The organism is Streptomyces sp. NPDC053665 (genome assembly GCF_055585285.1).
This window is the reverse complement of sequence record NZ_JBVJKK010000002.1, coordinates 95,199-114,298: the sequence shown is the minus strand read 5'-3', so window position 1 is coordinate 114,298 and position 19,100 is coordinate 95,199. Positions and strand designations below refer to the sequence as shown.

Genomic DNA, 19,100 nt, shown 5'->3' with positions numbered 1-19,100 from the left:
GTCGTGCGCCTTCCGCCGTGCCGGTGGGCGAGGGCGCCGTCCCGTCAGCGCCTCTGCCGCGCGCTGGTGTGCCGGGTCGGTTCCGCCCCGGCCGGGTCCTCGGGCCACGGATGCTTCGGATACCGCCCCCGCAGCTCCGCCCGCACCCCCCGGTAGCCGTCCCGCCAGAAGGAGGCGAGGTCGGCGGTCACGGCCGCCGGGCGCCCCGCCGGGGACAGCAGGTGCACCAGCAGCGGCACCCCGGCGATCCGGGGCGACTCCTGCAAGCCGAACATCTCCTGCAGCTTCACCGCCAGCACCGGCTGCTCCGGCCGCGCGTAGTCGATCCGGATCCGCGACCCACTGGGCACCGTCATCCGCTCCGGGGCCAGCTCGTCGAGCCGCCCGGCCTCCCCGGAAGCCCACGGCAGCAGCCGGGCGAGTGCCTCCCCGGCGTCGATCCGCGCGAGATCCGCCCGCCGCCGTGCCCGGCTCAGCTCGGGCTCCAGCCACTCGTCCACGCGCGCGTGGAGCGACCCGTCCGACACGTCCGGCCAGGGCTCCCCGAGGTGCAGCCGCAGGAACGCCAGCCGCTGCCGCAGGACGACGGCCTCCGCCGGCCAGCGCAGCAGTCCCAGTCCGTCCCGCCGCAGCCCGTCGAGCAGCGCCTCGCGCACGAGCCCGGGATCGGCGTCCCGCAGCGCCCGCACCGTCAGCTCCACCGCCCCGAGCCGCTCCGCCCGCCGCGCGACGACGTCCCCGCCGTCCCAGCGCACCTCGTCCCGCTCCCCGTGCAGCGCGCCCGCCGCGAGCCGGGCCGTCTCCTCGTCGACGACGGCCCCCAGCTGCACGCGCGCGTGGCCCTTCCCGACAGGCCGGTCCGCGACCGCCACGGCGATCCAGGGCGCCCCGCGCAGGGCGCTCGCGTCACCGGCCTCGGCCCGGGTGCCGGAGACCATGAGGTACGACCCGCCGTCCGCCCGCGCGACCCGCTCGGGAAAGGCGAGGGCGGCCACCAGCCCCACCTGCCGGTCCTCGGACAGCCCCTGCCACGCCCCGGCCGCGGAGGAGCCGGACAGCCCGGAGCCGACGGCCCGCAACCGCCGCACCTCGGCGCGCCACCGCGCGGCGTAGGCGTCCCCGCCGCGCCGGGCACGGCGCAGGGCACCGGCCAGGTCGTCGCCGTACTCCCGCGGGGTCTCCTCACTGAGCAGCGCGACCACTTCAGCGGCCCGCTCGGCCCCCACCAGCGGCACGGAGTCGAGCAACGCCCTCCCCAGCCGGGGATGCAGCCCCAGCCGGGCCAGCGCGGCCCCGCGCTCGGTCGCACGCCCCTCGTGGTCCAGGGCCCCCACGGCCTCCAGCACGTCCCGTGCCGCCGCCATGGCCCCGGAAGGCGGTGGATCCAGCAGCGCCAGCCCCGAGGCGTCCGGATCCCCCCAGCACGCCACCTGCAACGCGAACGCCGTCAGGTCGGCCACCTTGATCTCCGGAGCCGGGAAGCGCGGCAGACGGGCGTCCTCCGCCTCCGCCCAGCACCGGTACACCGTCCCCGGCGCCTCACGACCGGCCCGGCCCGCCCGCTGCCGCCCGGCCGCCCGTGACGCCCGCACCGTCGCCAGCGCGCTCAGCCCGCGCGCGTGGTCCACCCGCGGCTCCCGCGCCAGACCCGAGTCCACGACGACCCGCACGCCCGGCACCGTCAGGGACGACTCGGCCACGGACGTCGCCAGCACCACGCGCCGGCGCGCCCCGGGCACCAGCACCGCGTCCTGGACCGCGGCAGGTGCCCGGCCATGCACCTGGAGCACGTCCACCCCGTCCGGCGCACCGAGCTGCCCGGCGACCCGGGCGATCTCGCCGACGCCGGGCAGGAAGCACAGGACGTCCCCCTCGCGTTCGGCCAGCGCCCGCCGCACCACGGCCGCCACGTGCGCGAGCAGCGCCGGATCGACCCGCGTCCCGTGCGGCGGCCGGACCGGTCGGGCCGGTGGCGCCCACACCACCTCCACCGGATGCGCCGCGCCCTGCGCCTCCACCACCGGCGCCCCGCCCAGCAGCGCGGCCCAGCCCTGCGCGTCGGTCGTCGCCGAGGCGGCCACCAGCCGCAGCTCCGGCCGCAGCGCCTGGCGCACGTCCCACAGGAACGCCGCCGCCGTGTCCGCGTCCAGGTGCCGCTCGTGGCACTCGTCGAGGACCACCACGTCGGTGCAGGCCAGCTCCTGGTCGCGCTGCAACCGCTGCACCAGCACACCGGTCGTGACGACCTCCACGCGCGTGTGCCGCCCGACGACCCGCTCACCGCGCACGGTGAAGCCGACGCTCTCGCCGGTCCTCTCGCCCAGCAGCCACGCCATCCGGCGCGCCGCCGCCCGGGCCGCGATCCGCCGCGGCTCCGCCACGACGACCCGGCGCCGCGGCCCGTCCCCGACCAGCCCGGCCAGGACGAGGGGCACGAGGGTGGTCTTGCCGGTACCGGGCGGTGCGACGAGCACGGCGGTGCCGTGCCCCTCCAGCGCGTCGTCCAGTGCGGGCAGCGCACCGCGTACGGGCAGGGCGTCCAGGGCGTCGTAGCGGATCACGCCCTCAGTGTCGTACGCCCGGCGAGGCGCCTCCCACGCGCGGGTGGGTCCGTCCCCGCCCGCGCCGGGTCAGCCGCGCTCGCAGACGAAGACGGCCGTTCCGGGGATCAGGTTGCCCCGCAGGGGCGACCAGCCGCCCCACTCGGAGGTGTTCCACGCCGGCCACTCCGGCTCCACCAGGTCGACCAGGCGGAAGCCCGACGCCACGACGTCCCGGACGCGGTCGCCGAGGGTGCGGTGGTGCTCCACGTAGACGGCCCGGCCCTCCTCGTCCTGTTCGACGTAGGGCGTGCGGTCGAAGTACGACGCCGAGACGGTCAGCCCCTCGGGCCCCGGCTCGTCCGGGAACGCCCAGCGGATCGGGTGCGTCACCGAGAAGACGAGACGGCCCCCCGGGCGCAGCACCCGGCGCACCTCCCGCAGCACCTGGCGCGGATCCGCGACGAAGGGCAGCGCCCCGTACGCCGAGCAGACCAGGTCGAAGGAGCCGTCCGCGAAGGGCAGGGCACCGGCGTCCGCGCACACCAGCGGGAAGGAGCCGCCGATGCGCAGGGCGTGCTGGAGCTGCCGGTGCGAGATGTCCAGGGCCACCGGACGCGCCCCCTGGGCGGCCAGCCAGCGCGAGCACTGGGCGGCGCCGGCGCCGATCTCCAGGACATCGCGGCCCTTCAGCTCCTCGGGCGGGCCCAGCAGCTCGGCCTCGACCTCGTCCAGCCCCTCGGGGCCCCAGACGAAGCGGTCGTCGCCGAGGAAGGTGCCGTGCTCGACCTGGTACTCGTCCGCGTTCCGGTCCCACCAGCCACGATTGGCGCGGGAGCTCTCCGAGGGCCCGGCGGCGCGGCGGGTGGCCTCGGGTTCGGACGCTTCGGGCTCTTGGATGATCGGCTCCCTCGTCGTACTCTTCCGTCCAGCCGGTCCCGGCGACGTCGCAAAAGGGGGCTTCATGCCCCCTGCGTGGCCTCGCACGACACGAATTGTGCCGGGTATGCGCCGTTCCGCCCCCGGTGGGCGGCTTCGCGCATTGACCCTGCCCGGCTGCCCCCGTATGCTACAAGTTGCGCTGCGGGCCTGCGCACCTCAGACGTAGCAGGCTGCGCTCGCATCTGTATGTATGTCCCCTCGGTTGTCGAGGCGCCACCGTTCTTGTGTGGCGCTTCCTTGGCTGTCCGGCTTCTGCAGAGCGAAACGGGCTCCCGGCGTAGCAGTACCTACGACTTCAATGTCCGTACCGGAGCCCTTTCCCACATGACGAGCAGCACCGAGACCACCGCCACCACCCCGCAGGTAGCGGTCAACGACATCGGTAACGAGGAAGCCTTCCTCGCCGCGATCGACGAGACGATCAAGTACTTCAACGACGGCGACATCGTCGACGGCGTCATCGTGAAGGTCGACCGGGACGAGGTCCTGCTCGACATCGGTTACAAGACCGAAGGCGTGATCCCGAGCCGCGAGCTCTCGATCAAGCACGACGTCGACCCCAACGAGGTCGTCGCCGTCGGTGACGAGATCGAGGCCCTCGTCCTCCAGAAGGAGGACAAGGAAGGCCGCCTGATCCTCTCGAAGAAGCGCGCCCAGTACGAGCGTGCCTGGGGCACCATCGAGAAGATCAAGGAAGAGGACGGGATCGTCACCGGTACCGTCATCGAGGTCGTCAAGGGTGGTCTCATCCTCGACATCGGCCTCCGTGGCTTCCTCCCGGCCTCCCTGGTCGAGATGCGCCGCGTCCGCGACCTCCAGCCCTACGTGGGCAAGGAGCTCGAGGCCAAGATCATCGAGCTGGACAAGAACCGCAACAACGTGGTCCTGTCCCGCCGTGCCTGGCTGGAGCAGACCCAGTCCGAGGTCCGCCAGACGTTCCTCACCACCCTCCAGAAGGGTCAGGTCCGTTCCGGCGTCGTCTCCTCGATCGTCAACTTCGGTGCCTTCGTGGACCTGGGTGGCGTCGACGGTCTGGTCCACGTCTCCGAGCTCTCCTGGAAGCACATCGACCACCCCTCCGAGGTTGTCGAGGTCGGCCAGGAAGTCACCGTCGAGGTCCTCGACGTCGACATGGACCGCGAGCGTGTCTCCCTGTCGCTGAAGGCGACCCAGGAAGACCCGTGGCAGCAGTTCGCCCGCACCCACCAGATCGGCCAGGTCGTGCCCGGCAAGGTCACGAAGCTGGTTCCGTTCGGTGCGTTCGTCCGCGTGGACGAGGGCATCGAGGGTCTGGTCCACATCTCCGAGCTGGCCGAGCGCCACGTGGAGATCCCGGAGCAGGTCGTCCAGGTCAACGACGAGATCTTCGTCAAGGTCATCGACATCGACCTCGAGCGCCGTCGCATCAGCCTCTCGCTGAAGCAGGCCAACGAGTCCTTCGGTGCCGACCCGTCGGCGGTCGAGTTCGACCCGACCCTGTACGGCATGGCCGCGTCCTACGACGACCAGGGCAACTACATCTACCCCGAGGGCTTCGACCCCGAGACCAACGACTGGCTCGAGGGCTACGAGACCCAGCGCGAGGCGTGGGAGACCCAGTACGCCGAGGCGCAGCAGCGCTTCGAGCAGCACCAGGCGCAGGTCATCAAGTCCCGCGAGGCGGACGAGAAGGCCGCTGCCGAGGGTGGCGAGGCTGCCGCTCCGGCCGCGTCCGGTGGCGGTTCGTACTCCTCCGAGGGCCCGGACAACTCCGGTGCGCTGGCCTCGGACGAGGCGCTGGCCGCGCTTCGCGAGAAGCTGGCCGGCGGGCAGAGCTGAACGCTCGCCGCTGAGGCATAGCCGATAGCCGAGGGGCCGTACCTTCCGAGGTACGGCCCTTTGGTGTTTCCGGGGGCAGGTCCGGGTGCTGCCGTGCGCGGGCCGTCGCCGCCGAGAAGATCATGAATCTGCTCCTCCGGGAATGCCCCTGCCCGCAACGGCGTTGTGGACGGTGAACACGAGGAGGAGCGGTCACTGTGCTTGATCCCCAGGATTTGTACGCATGGGAGCCGAAGGGCCTGGCCGTCGTCGACATGGCGCTCGCCCAGGAGTCGGCCGGACTTGTCATGCTCTACCACTTCGACGGGTACATCGACGCGGGTGAGACCGGCGACCAGATCGTCGACCGGCTGCTCGACTCACTGCCGAACCAGCTCGTGGCCCGCTTCGACCACGACCGGCTCGTGGACTACCGCGCCCGTCGCCCCCTGCTGACCTTCAAGCGCGACCGCTGGAGCGACTACGAGGACCCCGCCATCGAGGTGCGGCTCGTCCAGGACGCGACCGGCGCGCCCTTCCTGCTGCTGTCCGGACCCGAGCCGGACGTGGAGTGGGAACGCTTCGCCGCCGCCGTACGGCAGATCGTGGAGCGCCTCGGCGTCCGCCTGTCCGTGAACTTCCACGGCATCCCGATGGGCGTCCCGCACACCCGCCCGGTGGGCCTCACCCCGCACGGCAACCGCACCGACCTCGTCCCGGGCCACCGCAGCCCCTTCGAGGAGGCCCAGGTGCCCGGCAGCGCCGAGTCCCTCGTCGAGTACCGGCTGCTCCAGGCCGGCCACGACGTCCTGGGCGTCGCCGCCCACGTCCCGCACTACATCGCCCGCTCGCCGTACCCGGACGCGGCCCTCACCGTGCTCGAGGCCATCACCGCGGCCACCGGACTGGTCCTGCCCGGGATCGCCCACGCCCTGCGCTCGGACGCCCACCGCACCCAGACGGAGATCGACCGGCAGATCCGCGAGGGCGACGAAGACCTCACCGCGCTCGTCGAGGGTCTGGAGCACCAGTACGACGCGGTCGCCGGTGCCGAGACCCGCGGCAACATGCTCGCCGAACCGGTGGACATCCCCTCCGCGGACGAGATCGGCCGTGAGTTCGAGAAGTTCCTGGCGGAGCGGGAAGGCGAGAACTGACGGCACACCCCGCGCCATGCGCCGAACGGCACCCTTCCCCCCGGTGGTCCCGGTGGAGCGTCTAGGCTGCGGCTCATGCTGAAGGTGGGCCTGACCGGCGGTATCGGCGCCGGCAAGAGCGAGGTGTCGCGGCTGCTCGTGGAGTGCGGAGCCGTACTGATCGACGCGGACCGCATCGCGCGGGAGGTCGTCGCACCGGGGACACCCGGCCTCGCGGCGGTCGTCGACGCCTTCGGCGAGGGGATCCTCGCCGAGGACGGCAGTCTGGACCGCCCGCGGCTCGGCTCGATCGTCTTCGCGGACGCCGCCAAGCTCGCCACGCTCAACTCCATCGTGCACCCGCTGGTGGGTGAGCGGTCCCGCGCGCTGGAGGAAGCGGCCGCCGAGGACGCGGTCGTCCTGCACGACGTCCCGCTCCTCACGGAGAACGGCCTGGCCCCGCTGTACGACCTGGTGATCGTCGTCGACGCCTCCACCGACACCCAGCTCGACCGGCTGGTACGGCTGCGCGGCATGACCGAGGAGGACGCCCGCGCGCGGATGGCAGCCCAGGCCGGCCGTGAGCAGCGCCGCGCGATCGCGGACATCGTGATCGACAACGACGTCCCGCTGGCCGAGCTGGAGCAGCGGGTGCGGGAGGTGTGGTCCGAGCTGGTGCGCAGGTCGAAGGCGCCCCGCGACGAGCAGCCGTAGAAGGCGCCCGCGCAGGACAGCCGCCGAGGGCGCCCCGCGAGGGACGGTCGCAGCCGGACGCGGAATAGCAGCCCTCTCACGGGGCGTTGAACTGCTCCAGTGAGGGAAGGACTCTGCCGTGCCCGAGACCAGCGGTTCCGCCGGACGTACCCCGGAGACCCACGTCATCGACTTCCGTGCCGCCGAGCAGCTCCTGGCGGCCCGGGACCCGCGGGGTGCGGTGAAGCTGCTCGACAAGGTCATTGCCGCGCATCCCGAGAACACCGCCGCGCGACTGCTGCGCGCCCGTGCCTTCTTCGCGGCGGCGCAGCTGAGGCCCGCGGAGCTGGAGTTCTCGATCGTCCTGGAGCGGGAGCCCGACAACGCGTTCGCGCACTTCGCCCTCGCGCGCACCTATGAGCGGCAGAACCGCCCCGAGCAGGCCAAACGCCACTTCCGTCTGGCGGCCGCGCTGGATCCCAACCCGGAGTTCCTGAAGGCGGCCCACTTCGACTCGTAGCCGGCGGCACCCCGCGGCCAGGTCCGGGTGCGCGTCTCAGCGGCGGGCGTCCGGCGGCTCGTACGGCGGAATGTCCGGGCCCGGCTGGTAGTGGGGGCCTTGGCGGATGTGCCGGAGGACGACGGTCAGGTCGATCGTCACGATCAGCAGCAGCACGCCGCATGCCACGGCCCAGCCGGTCCGTCCGACCAGGGCGAACGCCACCGTGCCGAACAGCGCCCAGACCAGCCCCCACACGCTCAGCCAGAAGCGCGCCCGCAGGGCACTGCGCGCGGTCCTCGGTTCACTGCCTGTACGCATCGCGATCACCACTCCTGTCTGCAACGTACTCCGCGCCACGGGTGCTGACCAATGGGGCGGACCGGGCCCACCGGGACCCTCGGTCACTCGGTCGGGTGAACGGGGTGGAAGTGGGAACGGGCGTACGGGCACGGCCCGTTGGACGGGCATGAAGCAGAAAGTGCGCGAGGGATACGAGGGGACGGGCCCCGGGGCGATCACCCCGGACGGCTGCGCCGTGGAGTTCTACGCACGACTGCCCGTCGGGGACGAGCCGGAGATCATCGCCGCGGCGGTGCCCCGGGGCGCGCGCATCCTGGAGCTGGGCAGCGGGGTCGGCCGGATGACCCACGCCTTGCTGGAGCGCGGGTTCACGCTGACGGCGGTGGACGAGTCCGCCGAGATGCTGGCGCGCGTGCGCGGGGCCCGCACGATACGCAGCCCGATCGAGGAGCTCGCCCTCGACGAGACGTTCGACGTCGTGCTGCTCGCGTCGTTCCTGGTACACGCGGGCGACGCCGAGGTGCGCCGGGGCCTGCTGCGCACCTGCGCCCGCCATGTCGCCGAGGGCGGCTGCGTCCTGATCCAGCGGGAGGGAGAGGACTACCACGCGAACGTGCCGCGCGAGCGCGTGGATCCCGGTGGCTTCACCGTGCGGGTCGTGTCGTCCGAGCCGATCGGTGACGGTGTGCGCTCCGTCCGGGCGGAGTACGAGTTTCCCGACGCCGTCTGGACGCAGACGTTCCGCTCGCGCCCCCTGAGCAGGGAGCAGTTCGAGGCGGCACTGAGCGAGGCGGGGCTGCGGGTGGACCGCTATCTGACGGAGGACCGGATATGGGTGCGGGCGGTGCCGGACACGCCAGCCACGCCAGCCACGCCGGGAGCGTCCTCGTCCGCCGTGCGGCGATGAGTTTTCGGGACGAGGGCGGTCCATCCCCATGACACCAGCGGATCGCTTCCCAGGAGACCTCCATGTCCGAGACCGCCGTTCCCGTTCCCGCCTCCGCCGCCTCCCCGTCCGGCCGGGCCGGTGCCGTCGTCGCCGGGTCCGTGACCGCGCGCGGGCGGCGTGCGCGTATTGCCCTGCGCGCCCTGCAGATCCTGCTGGCCCTGTTCTACGCGGTCGCCAGCGCCCTGCCGAAACTGATCGGGCACGCCTCGGCCGCCGAGTCCTTCGACCGGCTCGGCTGGGGCAGTGCGGGGATGTACACGATCGGCGCGCTCGAACTGGCCGGTGCCATCGCCCTGTTGACACCGGTGCTCCAGTCGGTGGCGGCGATGGCGCTGGGCGCCCTGATGGTGGGCGCGTTCGTGGTCCAGGTGACCGTGTTCGACGGGCAGAACGCGGCGACGCCGCTGATCCTGCTCGTGCCGCTCGCCTTCATCGCCTGGGCGCGGCGCCGGCACAACGCGGACCTGCTGCGCCTGCTTCGGGTGCGTGCGTGACGGCGCGCTCAGGGCTTGGGCTTGCCTCGGCCCTTGCCGGGGCCCGGCCCCGGAGCCGGGTCAGGGCCCCGACCCGGGCCGCTGCCGAAACCGCCCCCGGGAGCAGCACCCCCGAAACCGGGCAGCCCTCGCAGGCGTTCCAGTTCGCGGCGGTCGCGCTTGGTCGGGCGACCCGCGCCGCGGTCGCGGATGCCCGCGGGGGCGACGGCCTCGCGAGGAGGCGGCGGCGGGGAGTTGTCGACGTAGCACTGGACGGCCACCGGAGCGCCGACGCGCTTGCGGATGAGCCGGGTGACGACGACGACCCTCTCGCGGCCCTCCTGGCGCAGGCGCACCTCGTCACCGATGCGCACGGCGTGGGCGGGCTTCACGCGCTCGCCGTTCACGCGGACGTGGCCGCCCCGGCAGGCGGTGGCGCCCATGGAGCGGGTCTTGACCAGGCGTACGGACCAGATCCAGCTGTCGACGCGGACGCTCTGGCCGCTCTGCGGGCCGGCGGCCTCGGCGGCGGCGATGGCCGCGGCGACCTTGGGGTCGAGGACCCGGTCTCCGGCTCGGGCGGGCCCGGGGCCGGTGGCCGGGGTGCCGGCGGACGTATCGGCGGACGCGTCGGTGTCGGGGGCCGCGGGGGAGGAGTGCGGGGACGACGCGTCGGCGGGCGACCCGGGCTCGGGTGCCTTCTCCGCGGGCGCCGCGTTCGCTGCCGCGTCCGTACCGCCGTACTCCGTCCCGCCGTACTCCGTACCTCGAGAAGCCATGCCTTCGACCTTAGTCCTCCTGCCGGGCCGACCGGACGGGATATTCGTGTACCCCGGTCGGGTCCCCCAAAGAACTTTTGCAAAAAGTCTTTTGCTGAACACCTTCGGCCCCCTACGCTCCCGGCATGGAGAGCGACGAGCACAAGCGCGTACTCGACCCGGAGCACGACACCGCCGCCCTGAAGGCCCTCACGCACCCCCTGCGGATCCGGCTGCTCGGGCTGCTCCGCCAGGACGGGCCGGCGACGGCGAGTGAACTGGCGGTGCGGACGGGGGAGTCGTCGGCGTCGGCCAGCTACCACCTGCGGGTGCTGGCGAAGTACCGGTTCATCGCCGAGGCCGAGCACCGGGACGGCCGGGAGCGGCGCTGGCGGGCGCTGCACACGGTGACGTCGTGGAGCAACGAGTCGATGGAGTCGTCCTCGGCGGGGCGCGCGTTCGTCAGCCTGGCGCGGCGGAGGCAGATCGAGCACCTGGAGTCGTCCCTCGCCCAGCACGAGTCGGACATGGCCGCCGGGCGGCTGGGCCCGGAGTGGGTGGAGCCGTCCGGGATCAGTGACCTCATGCCCCGACTGACGCCCGGGTCGGTCGAGGAGCTCTGGGCCGCCGTCGCGGCGAAGCTGGAGGAACTGACCGCGCGTGACGCGGACGACCCGGACGCACAGCGGGTCGTGCTCCTCACCGCCGCACTGCCGGTCGCCCCCCACGAGCAGGGGGACCTCGACCTCGGCGCTATCGAAGGCCCGAGCGCCCCGAGTGCCGGGAGCGCCGGGGGCGCCGGGGACGGGGGCGACGACTCATGACGGGGGCCCGCCCCGGAACCGCCGGTCCGTCCGGCTCCCCGGGGACACGGAGCGCCCGGCGGCGCTACGTCACGCTCTGTGCGCTGCTCTGGCTGCCGCCGGGTCTGGGCATGGCCTCGATGGTGCTGCTGTTCAGCGAGCGCGGCATGTCCGTGGCCGCGATCGCGGCGCTGTTCGCGGTCCACTCGCTGACGGTGGCGGCCCTGGAACTGCCCACCGGGGGACTGTCCGACGTGCTCGGGCGCAGGCCGGTGCTCGTCGTGGCCGGTGTGCTGAACGTGGCGGCCGGCCTCCTGCTCGGCCTGGGCGGCACGGCCTGGGTGCTCACCGCCGGCATGGTGCTCATGGGCGCCGCCCGGGCGCTGTCCAGCGGCACGGCCGAAGCCTGGTACGTCGACACCGTCCACGCGTGCTCCGGGCCGGACGCCGAGCTGCGCACCGGGCTGGCCCGGGGCGGCTCCGCGACCTCCGCCGCCCTCGCGGCCGGCATCCTGCTCGGTGGCGCGGTGCCCTGGCTGCTCGGCCTGGGGCCCGATCCCGGAGCCCGGTTGAGCGGGGCGACCGGCGGGATGGTGCCGCCCCTGGCCGTCCCCTTGCTGCTCGGCGTCGTGGTCCGGGTCGTCTTCATCGGCTACGTCCTGGCCGTGTTGCGGGAGCCCCCGCGGCCGCCGGCCACCGTGCGTGCCGTGATGAGGGGGGTCCCGGCCACCGTCATGGACGGGCTGAGGCTCGGCGGGCGGGACGCGGTGGTCCGCCGCGTGCTGCTCAGCGCCGCGGCCGCCGGCAGTGCCCTGGCCGCCGTCGAACTGCTCGTGCCCGGGCGCACGGCCCAGGTGACCGGGGCGCCGGACTCCGGGGCGATGGTCTATGCCGCGCTGTCCTGCGCCGGCTTCCTGTGCAGCGGGGCCGGCAGCCACCTCGCGCCCTTCACCGCCCGGGTCGCCGGCAGTGGTGAACGGGCCGTGCTGGCCGGTCTCGGGACCGGGGCGGCCGGACTGCTGCTGCTCGGGATCACCGCGGCCTCCGGACACCCGACGGCCACGGCCGTCGCGGTCGCCGGGTTCTGCCTGGTCTACCTCGGGCTCGGTGCCGCGTCCCCGAACGAGAACGAGTTGCTGCACCGCCGCGTCTCCAGCGCGGGCCGGGCCACCGCCCTGTCCGTCCAGTCCCTCGCCCAGCAACTGGTCGGCGCACTGACGGGGTTGGCCGTCGGGGTGCTGCGCCCTGGGCCGCTGCCCTGGCTGCTGACCGGTGCCGTGCTGCTCGCCGGAGCCCTGCTGTGGCTGCGGCGCACCGGTGAACGGACCGTGCGGGTGACCGCCGCCGGGGGTGGGACCGGCCCCCTGCCCCCAGCCGCATCCGCCGATGATCGCGCCCCCCGAAAGACCCACCCCGCGCCTCGTCCTACGGTGGAGTGATGGACACCAGCGGCCTTCCCGTTCTCGACCGGCGCATCGCGGAGTGCCGGGCCTGCCCGCGGCTGGTCGCCTGGCGCGAGGAGACGGCCCGGGTGAAGCGAGCGGCCTTCGCGGACTGGACGTACTGGGCACGGCCGGTGCCCGGGTTCGGGCCGGCCGACGCGCGGCTGCTGATCGTGGGCCTGGCCCCGGCCGCGCACGGCGGGAACCGCACCGGACGGATGTTCACGGGCGACCGCTCCGGAGACGTCCTGTACGAGGCGCTGCACGACGTCGGTCTCGCCTCCCAGCCGACCGCCGTGCACGCCCACGACGGACTGGAGCTGTACGGCGTCCGCGTGACCTCGCCGGTGCACTGCGCCCCGCCCGCCAACAAGCCCACCCCCGAGGAGCGGGACACCTGCCGCCCCTGGCTCGTGCAGGAGTTGCGGCTGCTGCGCCCGACCCTGCGGGCCGTGCTCGTGCTGGGCGCCTTCGGCTGGCAGGCCGCGCTGCCCGCGTTCGCCGAGGCGGGCTGGCCGGTGCCGAAGCCGCGCCCCGCGTTCGCCCACGGCAGCCGGGTCCGCCTGGACGGGCTGGACCTGTTCGGCTGCTACCACGTCAGTCAGCGCAACACCTTCACGGGCCGTCTCACGCCGGTGATGCTGCGGGACGTGCTGCGCACGGCCGCGCAAGCGGCGGACCTCCCGGTGAACGGCTAGCCGCGCGGACGGCCGACGGCGTCGGCGGGCATCGCGGACGCGGGCAGTTCCTGGTCGGGGACGACGGCAGTCGCGGTGATCTCCACCAGCTGGCCCGTGTACCCGAGGCACGCCACGCCGATCAGCGTCGACGAGTGCGGACCCGCGCTGAGCCCGGAGGCCTCGACCACGGCCCACACGGCGGACAGCACCGCAGGATCGGCGCTCACCACGTACACGTCGGTCGTCACGACGTGGGACGGATCGCTGCCGACGGCGTCCAGCTGCTCCCGCAGGTTGGCGATGACCTGCTCGGCCTGCCGCACCGGATCCTGCGGGCCGACGAGCTCGCCCTCCGCGTCGAGGGGAACGGACCCGGCGAGGAACGCCAGCCGCGTGCCGGCCTCGACGACGGACGCGTGGGAGTAGGTGGGCGGCGGGAAGAGGCTCGGGACGGTGACACGACGGATCACGGCGGTCCTCCGATCGGGGACGACGGCGAAGCGGGCAACCCGCCGATCATGCGCGGCCACGGCACCCGGCCGCACCCGTATTTCGCTTCCCACGACCAGGGCGTTCCCCTACCCTGCCCGGAACCCCGACCGACCAGGAGCGAGCCTGCCGTGTCCACCGTTGCGGACCAGACCTTCCTCGACAGCACGGCGGACCGCCTCGCCGCCCTGCCCACCGTCCGGGCCGTCACCCTCGGCGGCTCCCGCGCACAGGGCACCGAACGACCCGACAGCGACTGGGACCTGGCCGTCTACTACCGCGGTGCGTTCGACCCCGCCGATCTGCGCGCCATCGGCTGGGAGGGCGAGGTCTCCGAGGTGGGAGCGTGGGGCGGAGGCGTCTTCAACGGCGGAGCCTGGCTGACGGTCGAGGGCCGCAGGGTGGACGTCCACTACCGCGACCTCGACGTCGTCGAACGCGAGTCGGCCGAGGCGGAGGCGGGCCGCTTCCGGGTCGAACCCCTGATGTTCCACCTGGCGGGCATCCCGACCTACCTCCTGCTCGCCGAACTCGCCATCAACAAGGTCCTGCGCGGAGACCTGCCCCGCCCCGGCACCTACCCCCCGGCCCTGCGCGCCGCCGCCCCACCGCACTGGCACGGCATGGCCACGGCCACCCTCGCCTACGCCGGAGCAGGCCACGCCCCGAAGGGCGCGGCCACCCAGGTCGCCGGAGCGATCGCCCTGGCCACCACCCAGACGGCCCACGCCGTCCTGGCGGCCCGGGGCGAGTGGGTGACCAACGAGAAGGGGCTGGCGGCCCGGGCGGGCCTGGAGGAGGCCGACGCGCTCGTCGGGCGGCTGACGAGCCGACCGGACGGGCTCGCCCGGACCCTCCGCGAGGTGGGGGAACTGCTCGACCGGGCCGTGGAAGCAGCTCGCACCTGAGGTTGCGTTCATAAAGAACCCCCACCGCGCGCCCCTCCGACACGTTCCCGAAACCTCGAGGTGGGTGACCCGGCCTACCCTGGAGGTCCTCACCCCGCCCCGGTCGCCGTCGCCCGAAGGCCCGCCCCGCCTGAGCCGAGACGACAGGAGCCCCGTGTCCCGCCGCACCACCCCCCGTCTTCCGCCGTGGCTCGCGCACGCACTGCGTGCCCAGCGGGGGCCCGTGCCCTGGAGCGCGGTGACCCGCGGGGCCCTGTCGGCCGGCCCGTTGCTGCTGGTCGCGGTGCAGGCCGGGCGCACGTCGCTGGGCGTCGTCGCCGCCATCGCCGCCATGCTGGCCGGGATTAACGACCGGCCCGGCAGCCGGCGGGCCTCCGTCGAGCGCCTCGGGGCGCCCGCTCTGGGCGGTGCCGTGGGGCTGGTCGTCGGGACGTACGCCGGGCAGGGCACCGGCGCGGTCGTGCTGACCGTGATCCTCACGCTCGTGGGTCTCGTCGCCGGTGCGATCAGCGCCGTCGGGCCGGTCGCCTCCGCCACCGGCACACAGCTGCTCGTCGGCGCCGCGGTCGGGGCCGGGATGCCCCTGCCCGAACCCGGCTGGGAGCGCGCGCTCGCCTTCCTCGCCGGGGCCGGCTGGCTGCTCCTGCTGCGGCTCGCCCTGCCCACCCCCGGCTCCCTCGGCGGCGACTTCCGCTTCGACGGGGAACGCGAGGCCGTCGCCGGGGTCTACGACGCCGTCGCCGCACTGCTCGACGCCGTCGGCGGACCGGACGCCATCCCCCGGCGCGCCGCGCTCACCGCCGCCCTCGACCACGCGCAGGACGCCCTCGCCGGGCCCCGGCTGCGGCGGTACGCGTCCTCCTCCGCCGAGCGCCGGCTGCACGCCCGGTACGCCGCCGCCCTGCCCCTCGCCGAAGCCGCCACCGCCCTCGCCTGGGCCGGCGAACCCGTCACCGAACGCGCCCGGCAAGGCCCGCGGCGACTCGCCGCGGCGGTGCGCGCCGACGCCCACACCGGGCCGCTGCCCGCGCCCGTCCGGTCCGCGCCCGCCCTGCGCGCCCTCGACGACGCCCTGCTGCACGCCGCCGAGGTCTTCGACCAGGGCCGCGGCGGCGACCTGCACACCCGCCCCCGCCTCGCCCGGCTCCGGCTGCGCGCCGCCCTCGGCAGCGCCGGGCGGGAGTACGGGCTGCGCGTGGCCCTGAGCTTCGGGGCCGCAGCGGCGGTCGCCCAGGCCCTGCACCGGACGCAGTGGTACGGACAGCACGACCACTGGTACTGGCTGCCCGCCACGGCCGTCTTCCTCGTCAAGCCCGACCTCGGGCCGCTGGCCTCGCGCGTACTGAACCGCGCCGCCGGGACCGTCCTCGGCGCCCTCCTCTTCGCCGGGCTCGCGACCGTCCTGCCCCGCCCCGAGGGGCTCGTCGCGCTGGTCGCCCTCAGCGGGGCGCTCATCCCCGTCGCCACCCGGCACTTCGCCGCCCAGACCGCCGTCGTCACCGTCCTCGTCCTCGCCCTGGTCATGGTCGGCGGCGAGCCCCAGGCCTCCGCCGGCCGCATCGGCGAGACGCTGCTGGCCTGCGTGATCGTGCTGCTCGTCGGGCACCTGACGATGCCCGGGCAGAAGGGCGGCGGCGTACGCGGCAGGCTCACGGCGGCCGCCGACGCCGCCTACGCCTACCTCGCCCACGTCCTGGCCGAAGCCGGCGCCCCGCACAGCGGCCCGGCCACCGTGCCCGCGGACCACGACGGCCCGCGCGCATCCGCCGGCGCCCGGGCCGGCGCGACGCCCACCAGCCGGCGCCCGGGACCGCCGGGCCCCCACACGGCCGCCGACGACCGCGCCGCCCGCTGGACGCTGCGCCGCGAGGCCTACCGGACCCTCGCCGAGGCCCGGTCCGCCATCACCCTGGCCGCGCACGAACTGCCCGCCGTGGCCCGGCACACCGAGGGCGCGGACGAGGTGGCCGATCTGCTCGAACGCCTCGTCGACACCACCACCGCCTGCGCCGTCCACCTCGACGACACGGGCCGCATCGGGCCGGGACACACCGAGCGGCTCACCGCTCTGCTCGGCGAACTCGCCGGACCCGGCGCGCGGCTGGGACTGCGGCTGCCCCGGGCACCCCTGGCCGGATAGCGCCCGGACCCCGCCCCGAGCAGTCGCCGCGGGGCGGCCCTCACCCGATCCGCACCCACACCGGCGCGTGGTCCGAGCCCGGCACACCCCGGCGGGCCGCCGGGTCCGGGCCGATCGACGGCAGGCCCGGCGGGCCCTCCTCCGGCAGTCCCGTGCCCGCCGCCGACGCCCGGCGGACCAGGCGGTGGCTCAGCAGCACATGGTCGATCAACTCCCGGCGCCCGGAGTTCACACGCGAGTAGCGCTGCCCGGGCGGGATGAGCGGTGCCACGTCCCACAGCCGTGTCGCGTCGCCCCGGTCGGGGCGGTCGTACCCCGGGGTGCCGATCTCCGAGCCGGGCGGGCCCAGCAGGATCTGGGTCGTGGCCGCCTGCACCTCGTCGTTCAGGTCGCCGACCAGCGCCACGTCCCGCCCCTGCCCGTCCCCGGCCAGCAACTCGTCGGCCAGGGCGCGCAGCGCCGCCGCCTCGGCCGCCCGCCGGTACAGCGCGTACGCGCCGTAGCGGGCCCGTTCACCCTCGTCGTGCGGCTGGAAGCGGCCGTCCGGATACGACAGCAGCTTGGACTTGAGGTGGCAGACGGCCACCCGCAGCGGCCCGCTCCCGGCGGACTCGCCCTCCCCGGCCTCCACGGCCAGGAAGCCCCGTCCCGCCGCGGTCACCGTCGTCCCCGCGTCGTCCACCTGCACGGGACGCAGCTCCGGCGGGAAGGAAGCCGTGTCCGCCACCACCGTCAGCGGCACGCGGCTGAGGAAGCCGACCCGTATGCCGCGGCTGTCGGCGTGATCCGACAGGGCGAGGTGCCAGTCGTCGTCCAGCATCCCCGTCAGGTCCTTCAGGGCCTCCGGGTCGCCGACCTCCTGCACGCCCAGCAGGGTGGGGTCGAGTTCCGTGATCACGGCGGCGAGCGCGGCGAGCTTCGCCTGGTAGGCGGCCTCGTCCTCGGGGCCGTACGGGCCGCCGGGGCGGTAGAGGTTCTCCAGGTTCCAGGTGCCGAGGAGCATGCCGGGCTCCTTTCCGAAGCCGACAGACGGGGTGGTGAGGCCAGGGTGCGCGCCCGGCCCGCCCCGCGACAGAGCCGTGACGGGATGCGCGGTTCGGCTCATGTCGCCCCACGACGCAGTCGTACGTTGACGTGATGACGCCTTCTGCCGCGGACGGTCCCGCCGACCTCATCATCAGCGCATGTACGGTCCTCGTGCACGACGATCAAGAGCGGATCGGGTTCGCCGAGGACGCCGCGATCGTCGTGCGCGGCGGGCTCGTCGACGCCGTCACCACCGCCGCAGCGGTCGCGGACCTGCCCGCCGCCGAGCGCGTCGACGCCCGCGGCCAGGTCGCCCTGCCCGGGCTGATCAACTGCCACACGCACGCGCCGATGGTCGCCCTGCGCGGTCTCGCCGAGGACCTGCCGACCGAGGAGTGGTTCAACGACGTCGTGTGGCCGGTGGAGTCCAACCTCACCACCCGGGACGTGGAGTTGGGGACGCGGCTGGCCTGCGCCGAGATGATCCGGGCCGGCGTCACCTGCTTCGCCGACCACTACTTCGCCATGGACGCCGTCGCCCGGGTCGTCGCGGAGTGCGGGATGCGCGCCGAGCTGGGGGAGGCCTTCTTCTCCTCGCAGGGGCCCGAAGGCCTGGAGCGTTCCCTGGAGTTCGCGCTGCGCCACCGCGGTGCGGCCGACGGGCGCATCACCACCGCCCTCGCGCCCCACGCCCCCTACACCGTCGACGACACCGACCTCGCCGCCACCGCCCGCCTCGCCCACGCACACGGCCTGCCCGTGCACCTGCACGCCGCCGAGAACCGCGACCAGACCGACACCAGCCTCGCCCGCCACGGCGTCACCCCGATCGAGGTGCTGCAACGCACTGGCATTCTCGACACCGACGTCCTCATCGCCCACGGCACCGGCATCACCGACCGGGACCTGCCCCTGCTGCGCCGGGCGGACGGACGTACGGCCGTCGCGAGCGCGCCGCGCGGGTACCTCAAGTTCGCCTGGCCCGGCACCACGCCCGTGCGCGCCCTGCGCGACATCGGCATCGACGTCGGCCTCGCCACCGACGGGGCCGCCTCCAACAACTCCCTCGACGTGTGGGAGTCCATGGCCCTCACCTCGCTGCTCCAGAAGTCGGCCGAGGGCGACCCCCGCTGGCTGACCTCCCGTCAGGCCCTGCACCACGCGACGTCGCAGAGCGCCCGGGCCGTGGGCCTCGGGGACAGCGTGGGCGCCGTCGCAGCGGGACGCCGGGCGGACATCGTCCTGGTGGACCTCACCGGCCCGCACACCCAGCCCGTCCACGACCTCGCCGCGACCCTGGTGCACAGCGCCCGCTCCGCCGACGTCCGCACCACGATCGTCGACGGCCGGATCCTGATGCGCGACCGGGAGCTGCTGACGATCGACGTGCCGGAGGTCGTGCGGGAGCTGGTCGAGCGACTGCCCGCACTCGTCGAGCGCGGCCACGGCCGGCGCATCCAGCGCTACGACACCTGACCTTCCGCGGGTCCCGCGGAAAACGTCCCCAGGCGGCGATGAGTTC

18 protein-coding genes are annotated in these 19,100 nt (G+C 74.4%); 12 read left to right on the top strand and 6 right to left on the bottom strand.

What is annotated here, in order from left to right; all coding sequences use genetic code 11:
• Positions 1-44: 44 nt before the first annotated feature.
• Together hrpB and ACZ6ZN_RS08100 are read right to left on the bottom strand one after the other, a co-directional pair.
• Complete coding sequence (hrpB, locus tag ACZ6ZN_RS08105; RefSeq protein WP_469644231.1) at positions 45-2,561, bottom strand: ATP-dependent helicase HrpB; 2,517 nt, start codon at positions 2,559-2,561, stop codon at positions 45-47.
• A 69-nt stretch (positions 2,562-2,630) separates the two neighbouring features.
• Positions 2,631-3,506 (bottom strand): class I SAM-dependent methyltransferase, encoded by an 876-nt coding sequence (locus ACZ6ZN_RS08100; protein WP_469644228.1) that lies wholly within the window; start codon positions 3,504-3,506, stop codon positions 2,631-2,633.
• A gap of 300 nt (positions 3,507-3,806) precedes the next feature.
• Here ACZ6ZN_RS08100 and rpsA point away from each other — a divergent pair, with 300 nt between their 5' ends.
• The 4 genes from rpsA to ACZ6ZN_RS08080 all read left to right on the top strand — a co-directional run bounded on the left by rpsA (position 3,807) and on the right by ACZ6ZN_RS08080 (position 7,628).
• Positions 3,807-5,300, top strand: coding sequence for a 30S ribosomal protein S1 (gene rpsA / locus ACZ6ZN_RS08095; protein WP_366709539.1), 1,494 nt, complete (start codon positions 3,807-3,809; stop codon positions 5,298-5,300).
• 197 nt (positions 5,301-5,497) lie between these two features.
• Positions 5,498-6,436: a PAC2 family protein gene (locus ACZ6ZN_RS08090; protein WP_398111955.1), complete on the top strand. Its 939-nt coding sequence runs from the start codon at positions 5,498-5,500 to the stop codon at positions 6,434-6,436.
• Between the two features lie 75 nt (positions 6,437-6,511).
• Positions 6,512-7,129: a dephospho-CoA kinase gene (gene coaE / locus ACZ6ZN_RS08085; protein ID WP_469644225.1), complete on the top strand. Its 618-nt coding sequence runs from the start codon at positions 6,512-6,514 to the stop codon at positions 7,127-7,129.
• A gap of 118 nt (positions 7,130-7,247) precedes the next feature.
• Positions 7,248-7,628, top strand: a complete 381-nt coding sequence (locus tag ACZ6ZN_RS08080) for a tetratricopeptide repeat protein (protein ID WP_369196304.1) — start codon at positions 7,248-7,250, stop codon at positions 7,626-7,628.
• Positions 7,629-7,664: 36 nt separating this feature from the next.
• Here the strand turns inward: ACZ6ZN_RS08080 and ACZ6ZN_RS08075 are convergent, their stop codons facing one another.
• Entirely contained in the window at positions 7,665-7,928 is a 264-nt protein-coding gene (locus tag ACZ6ZN_RS08075; protein ID WP_398111952.1) for a DUF6343 family protein, read from the bottom strand.
• 148 nt (positions 7,929-8,076) lie between these two features.
• Here ACZ6ZN_RS08075 and ACZ6ZN_RS08070 point away from each other — a divergent pair, with 148 nt between their 5' ends.
• A complete protein-coding gene (locus ACZ6ZN_RS08070; protein WP_469644222.1) occupies positions 8,077-8,817 on the top strand; it encodes a class I SAM-dependent methyltransferase in 741 nt (246 codons plus the stop codon).
• A 62-nt stretch (positions 8,818-8,879) separates the two neighbouring features.
• Positions 8,880-9,353: a DoxX family protein gene (locus ACZ6ZN_RS08065; protein ID WP_451879237.1), complete on the top strand. Its 474-nt coding sequence runs from the start codon at positions 8,880-8,882 to the stop codon at positions 9,351-9,353.
• 8 nt (positions 9,354-9,361) lie between these two features.
• On the opposite strand, the gene ACZ6ZN_RS08060 is transcribed toward ACZ6ZN_RS08065, so the two are convergent.
• On the bottom strand, positions 9,362-9,868 hold the full coding sequence (locus ACZ6ZN_RS08060; protein ID WP_451879268.1) for an RNA-binding S4 domain-containing protein: 507 nt from the start codon (positions 9,866-9,868) through the stop codon (positions 9,362-9,364).
• Positions 9,869-10,236: 368 nt separating this feature from the next.
• On the opposite strand from ACZ6ZN_RS08060, the gene ACZ6ZN_RS08055 reads away from it, so the two are divergent.
• Genes ACZ6ZN_RS08055 through ACZ6ZN_RS08045 form a run of 3 tightly spaced genes read left to right on the top strand, consistent with a single transcriptional unit; the run spans position 10,237 to position 13,033 of the window.
• Positions 10,237-10,914 (top strand): ArsR/SmtB family transcription factor, encoded by a 678-nt coding sequence (locus tag ACZ6ZN_RS08055; RefSeq protein WP_469644219.1) that lies wholly within the window; start codon positions 10,237-10,239, stop codon positions 10,912-10,914.
• Positions 10,911-12,332: an MFS transporter gene (locus tag ACZ6ZN_RS08050; RefSeq protein WP_469644216.1), complete on the top strand. Its 1,422-nt coding sequence runs from the start codon at positions 10,911-10,913 to the stop codon at positions 12,330-12,332. Before ACZ6ZN_RS08055 ends, ACZ6ZN_RS08050 begins: the two co-directional genes overlap by 4 nt.
• On the top strand, positions 12,332-13,033 hold the full coding sequence (locus ACZ6ZN_RS08045; RefSeq protein WP_451879240.1) for a uracil-DNA glycosylase: 702 nt from the start codon (positions 12,332-12,334) through the stop codon (positions 13,031-13,033). Before ACZ6ZN_RS08050 ends, ACZ6ZN_RS08045 begins: the two co-directional genes overlap by 1 nt.
• Here the strand turns inward: ACZ6ZN_RS08045 and ACZ6ZN_RS08040 are convergent.
• On the bottom strand, positions 13,030-13,485 hold the full coding sequence (locus ACZ6ZN_RS08040; RefSeq protein ID WP_469644211.1) for a RidA family protein: 456 nt from the start codon (positions 13,483-13,485) through the stop codon (positions 13,030-13,032). The genes ACZ6ZN_RS08045 and ACZ6ZN_RS08040 overlap by 4 nt on opposite strands.
• A gap of 150 nt (positions 13,486-13,635) precedes the next feature.
• Between ACZ6ZN_RS08040 and ACZ6ZN_RS08035 the strand changes: the two genes are divergently transcribed.
• Positions 13,636-14,412 carry a nucleotidyltransferase family protein gene (locus ACZ6ZN_RS08035; protein ID WP_469644208.1) on the top strand — a complete coding sequence of 259 codons (777 nt, stop codon included), beginning with the start codon at positions 13,636-13,638 and terminating at the stop codon, positions 14,410-14,412.
• Positions 14,413-14,566: 154 nt separating this feature from the next.
• Positions 14,567-16,552 carry an FUSC family protein gene (locus tag ACZ6ZN_RS08030; RefSeq protein ID WP_469644205.1) on the top strand — a complete coding sequence of 662 codons (1,986 nt, stop codon included), beginning with the start codon at positions 14,567-14,569 and terminating at the stop codon, positions 16,550-16,552.
• A gap of 40 nt (positions 16,553-16,592) precedes the next feature.
• Here ACZ6ZN_RS08030 and ACZ6ZN_RS08025 read toward each other — a convergent pair whose 3' ends face one another.
• Complete coding sequence (locus tag ACZ6ZN_RS08025; protein WP_469644202.1) at positions 16,593-17,555, bottom strand: endonuclease/exonuclease/phosphatase family protein; 963 nt, start codon at positions 17,553-17,555, stop codon at positions 16,593-16,595.
• Positions 17,556-17,689: 134 nt separating this feature from the next.
• Between ACZ6ZN_RS08025 and ACZ6ZN_RS08020 the strand changes: the two genes are divergently transcribed.
• A complete protein-coding gene (locus ACZ6ZN_RS08020; protein WP_469644198.1) occupies positions 17,690-19,054 on the top strand; it encodes an amidohydrolase in 1,365 nt (454 codons plus the stop codon).
• Positions 19,055-19,100 lie beyond the last annotated feature (46 nt).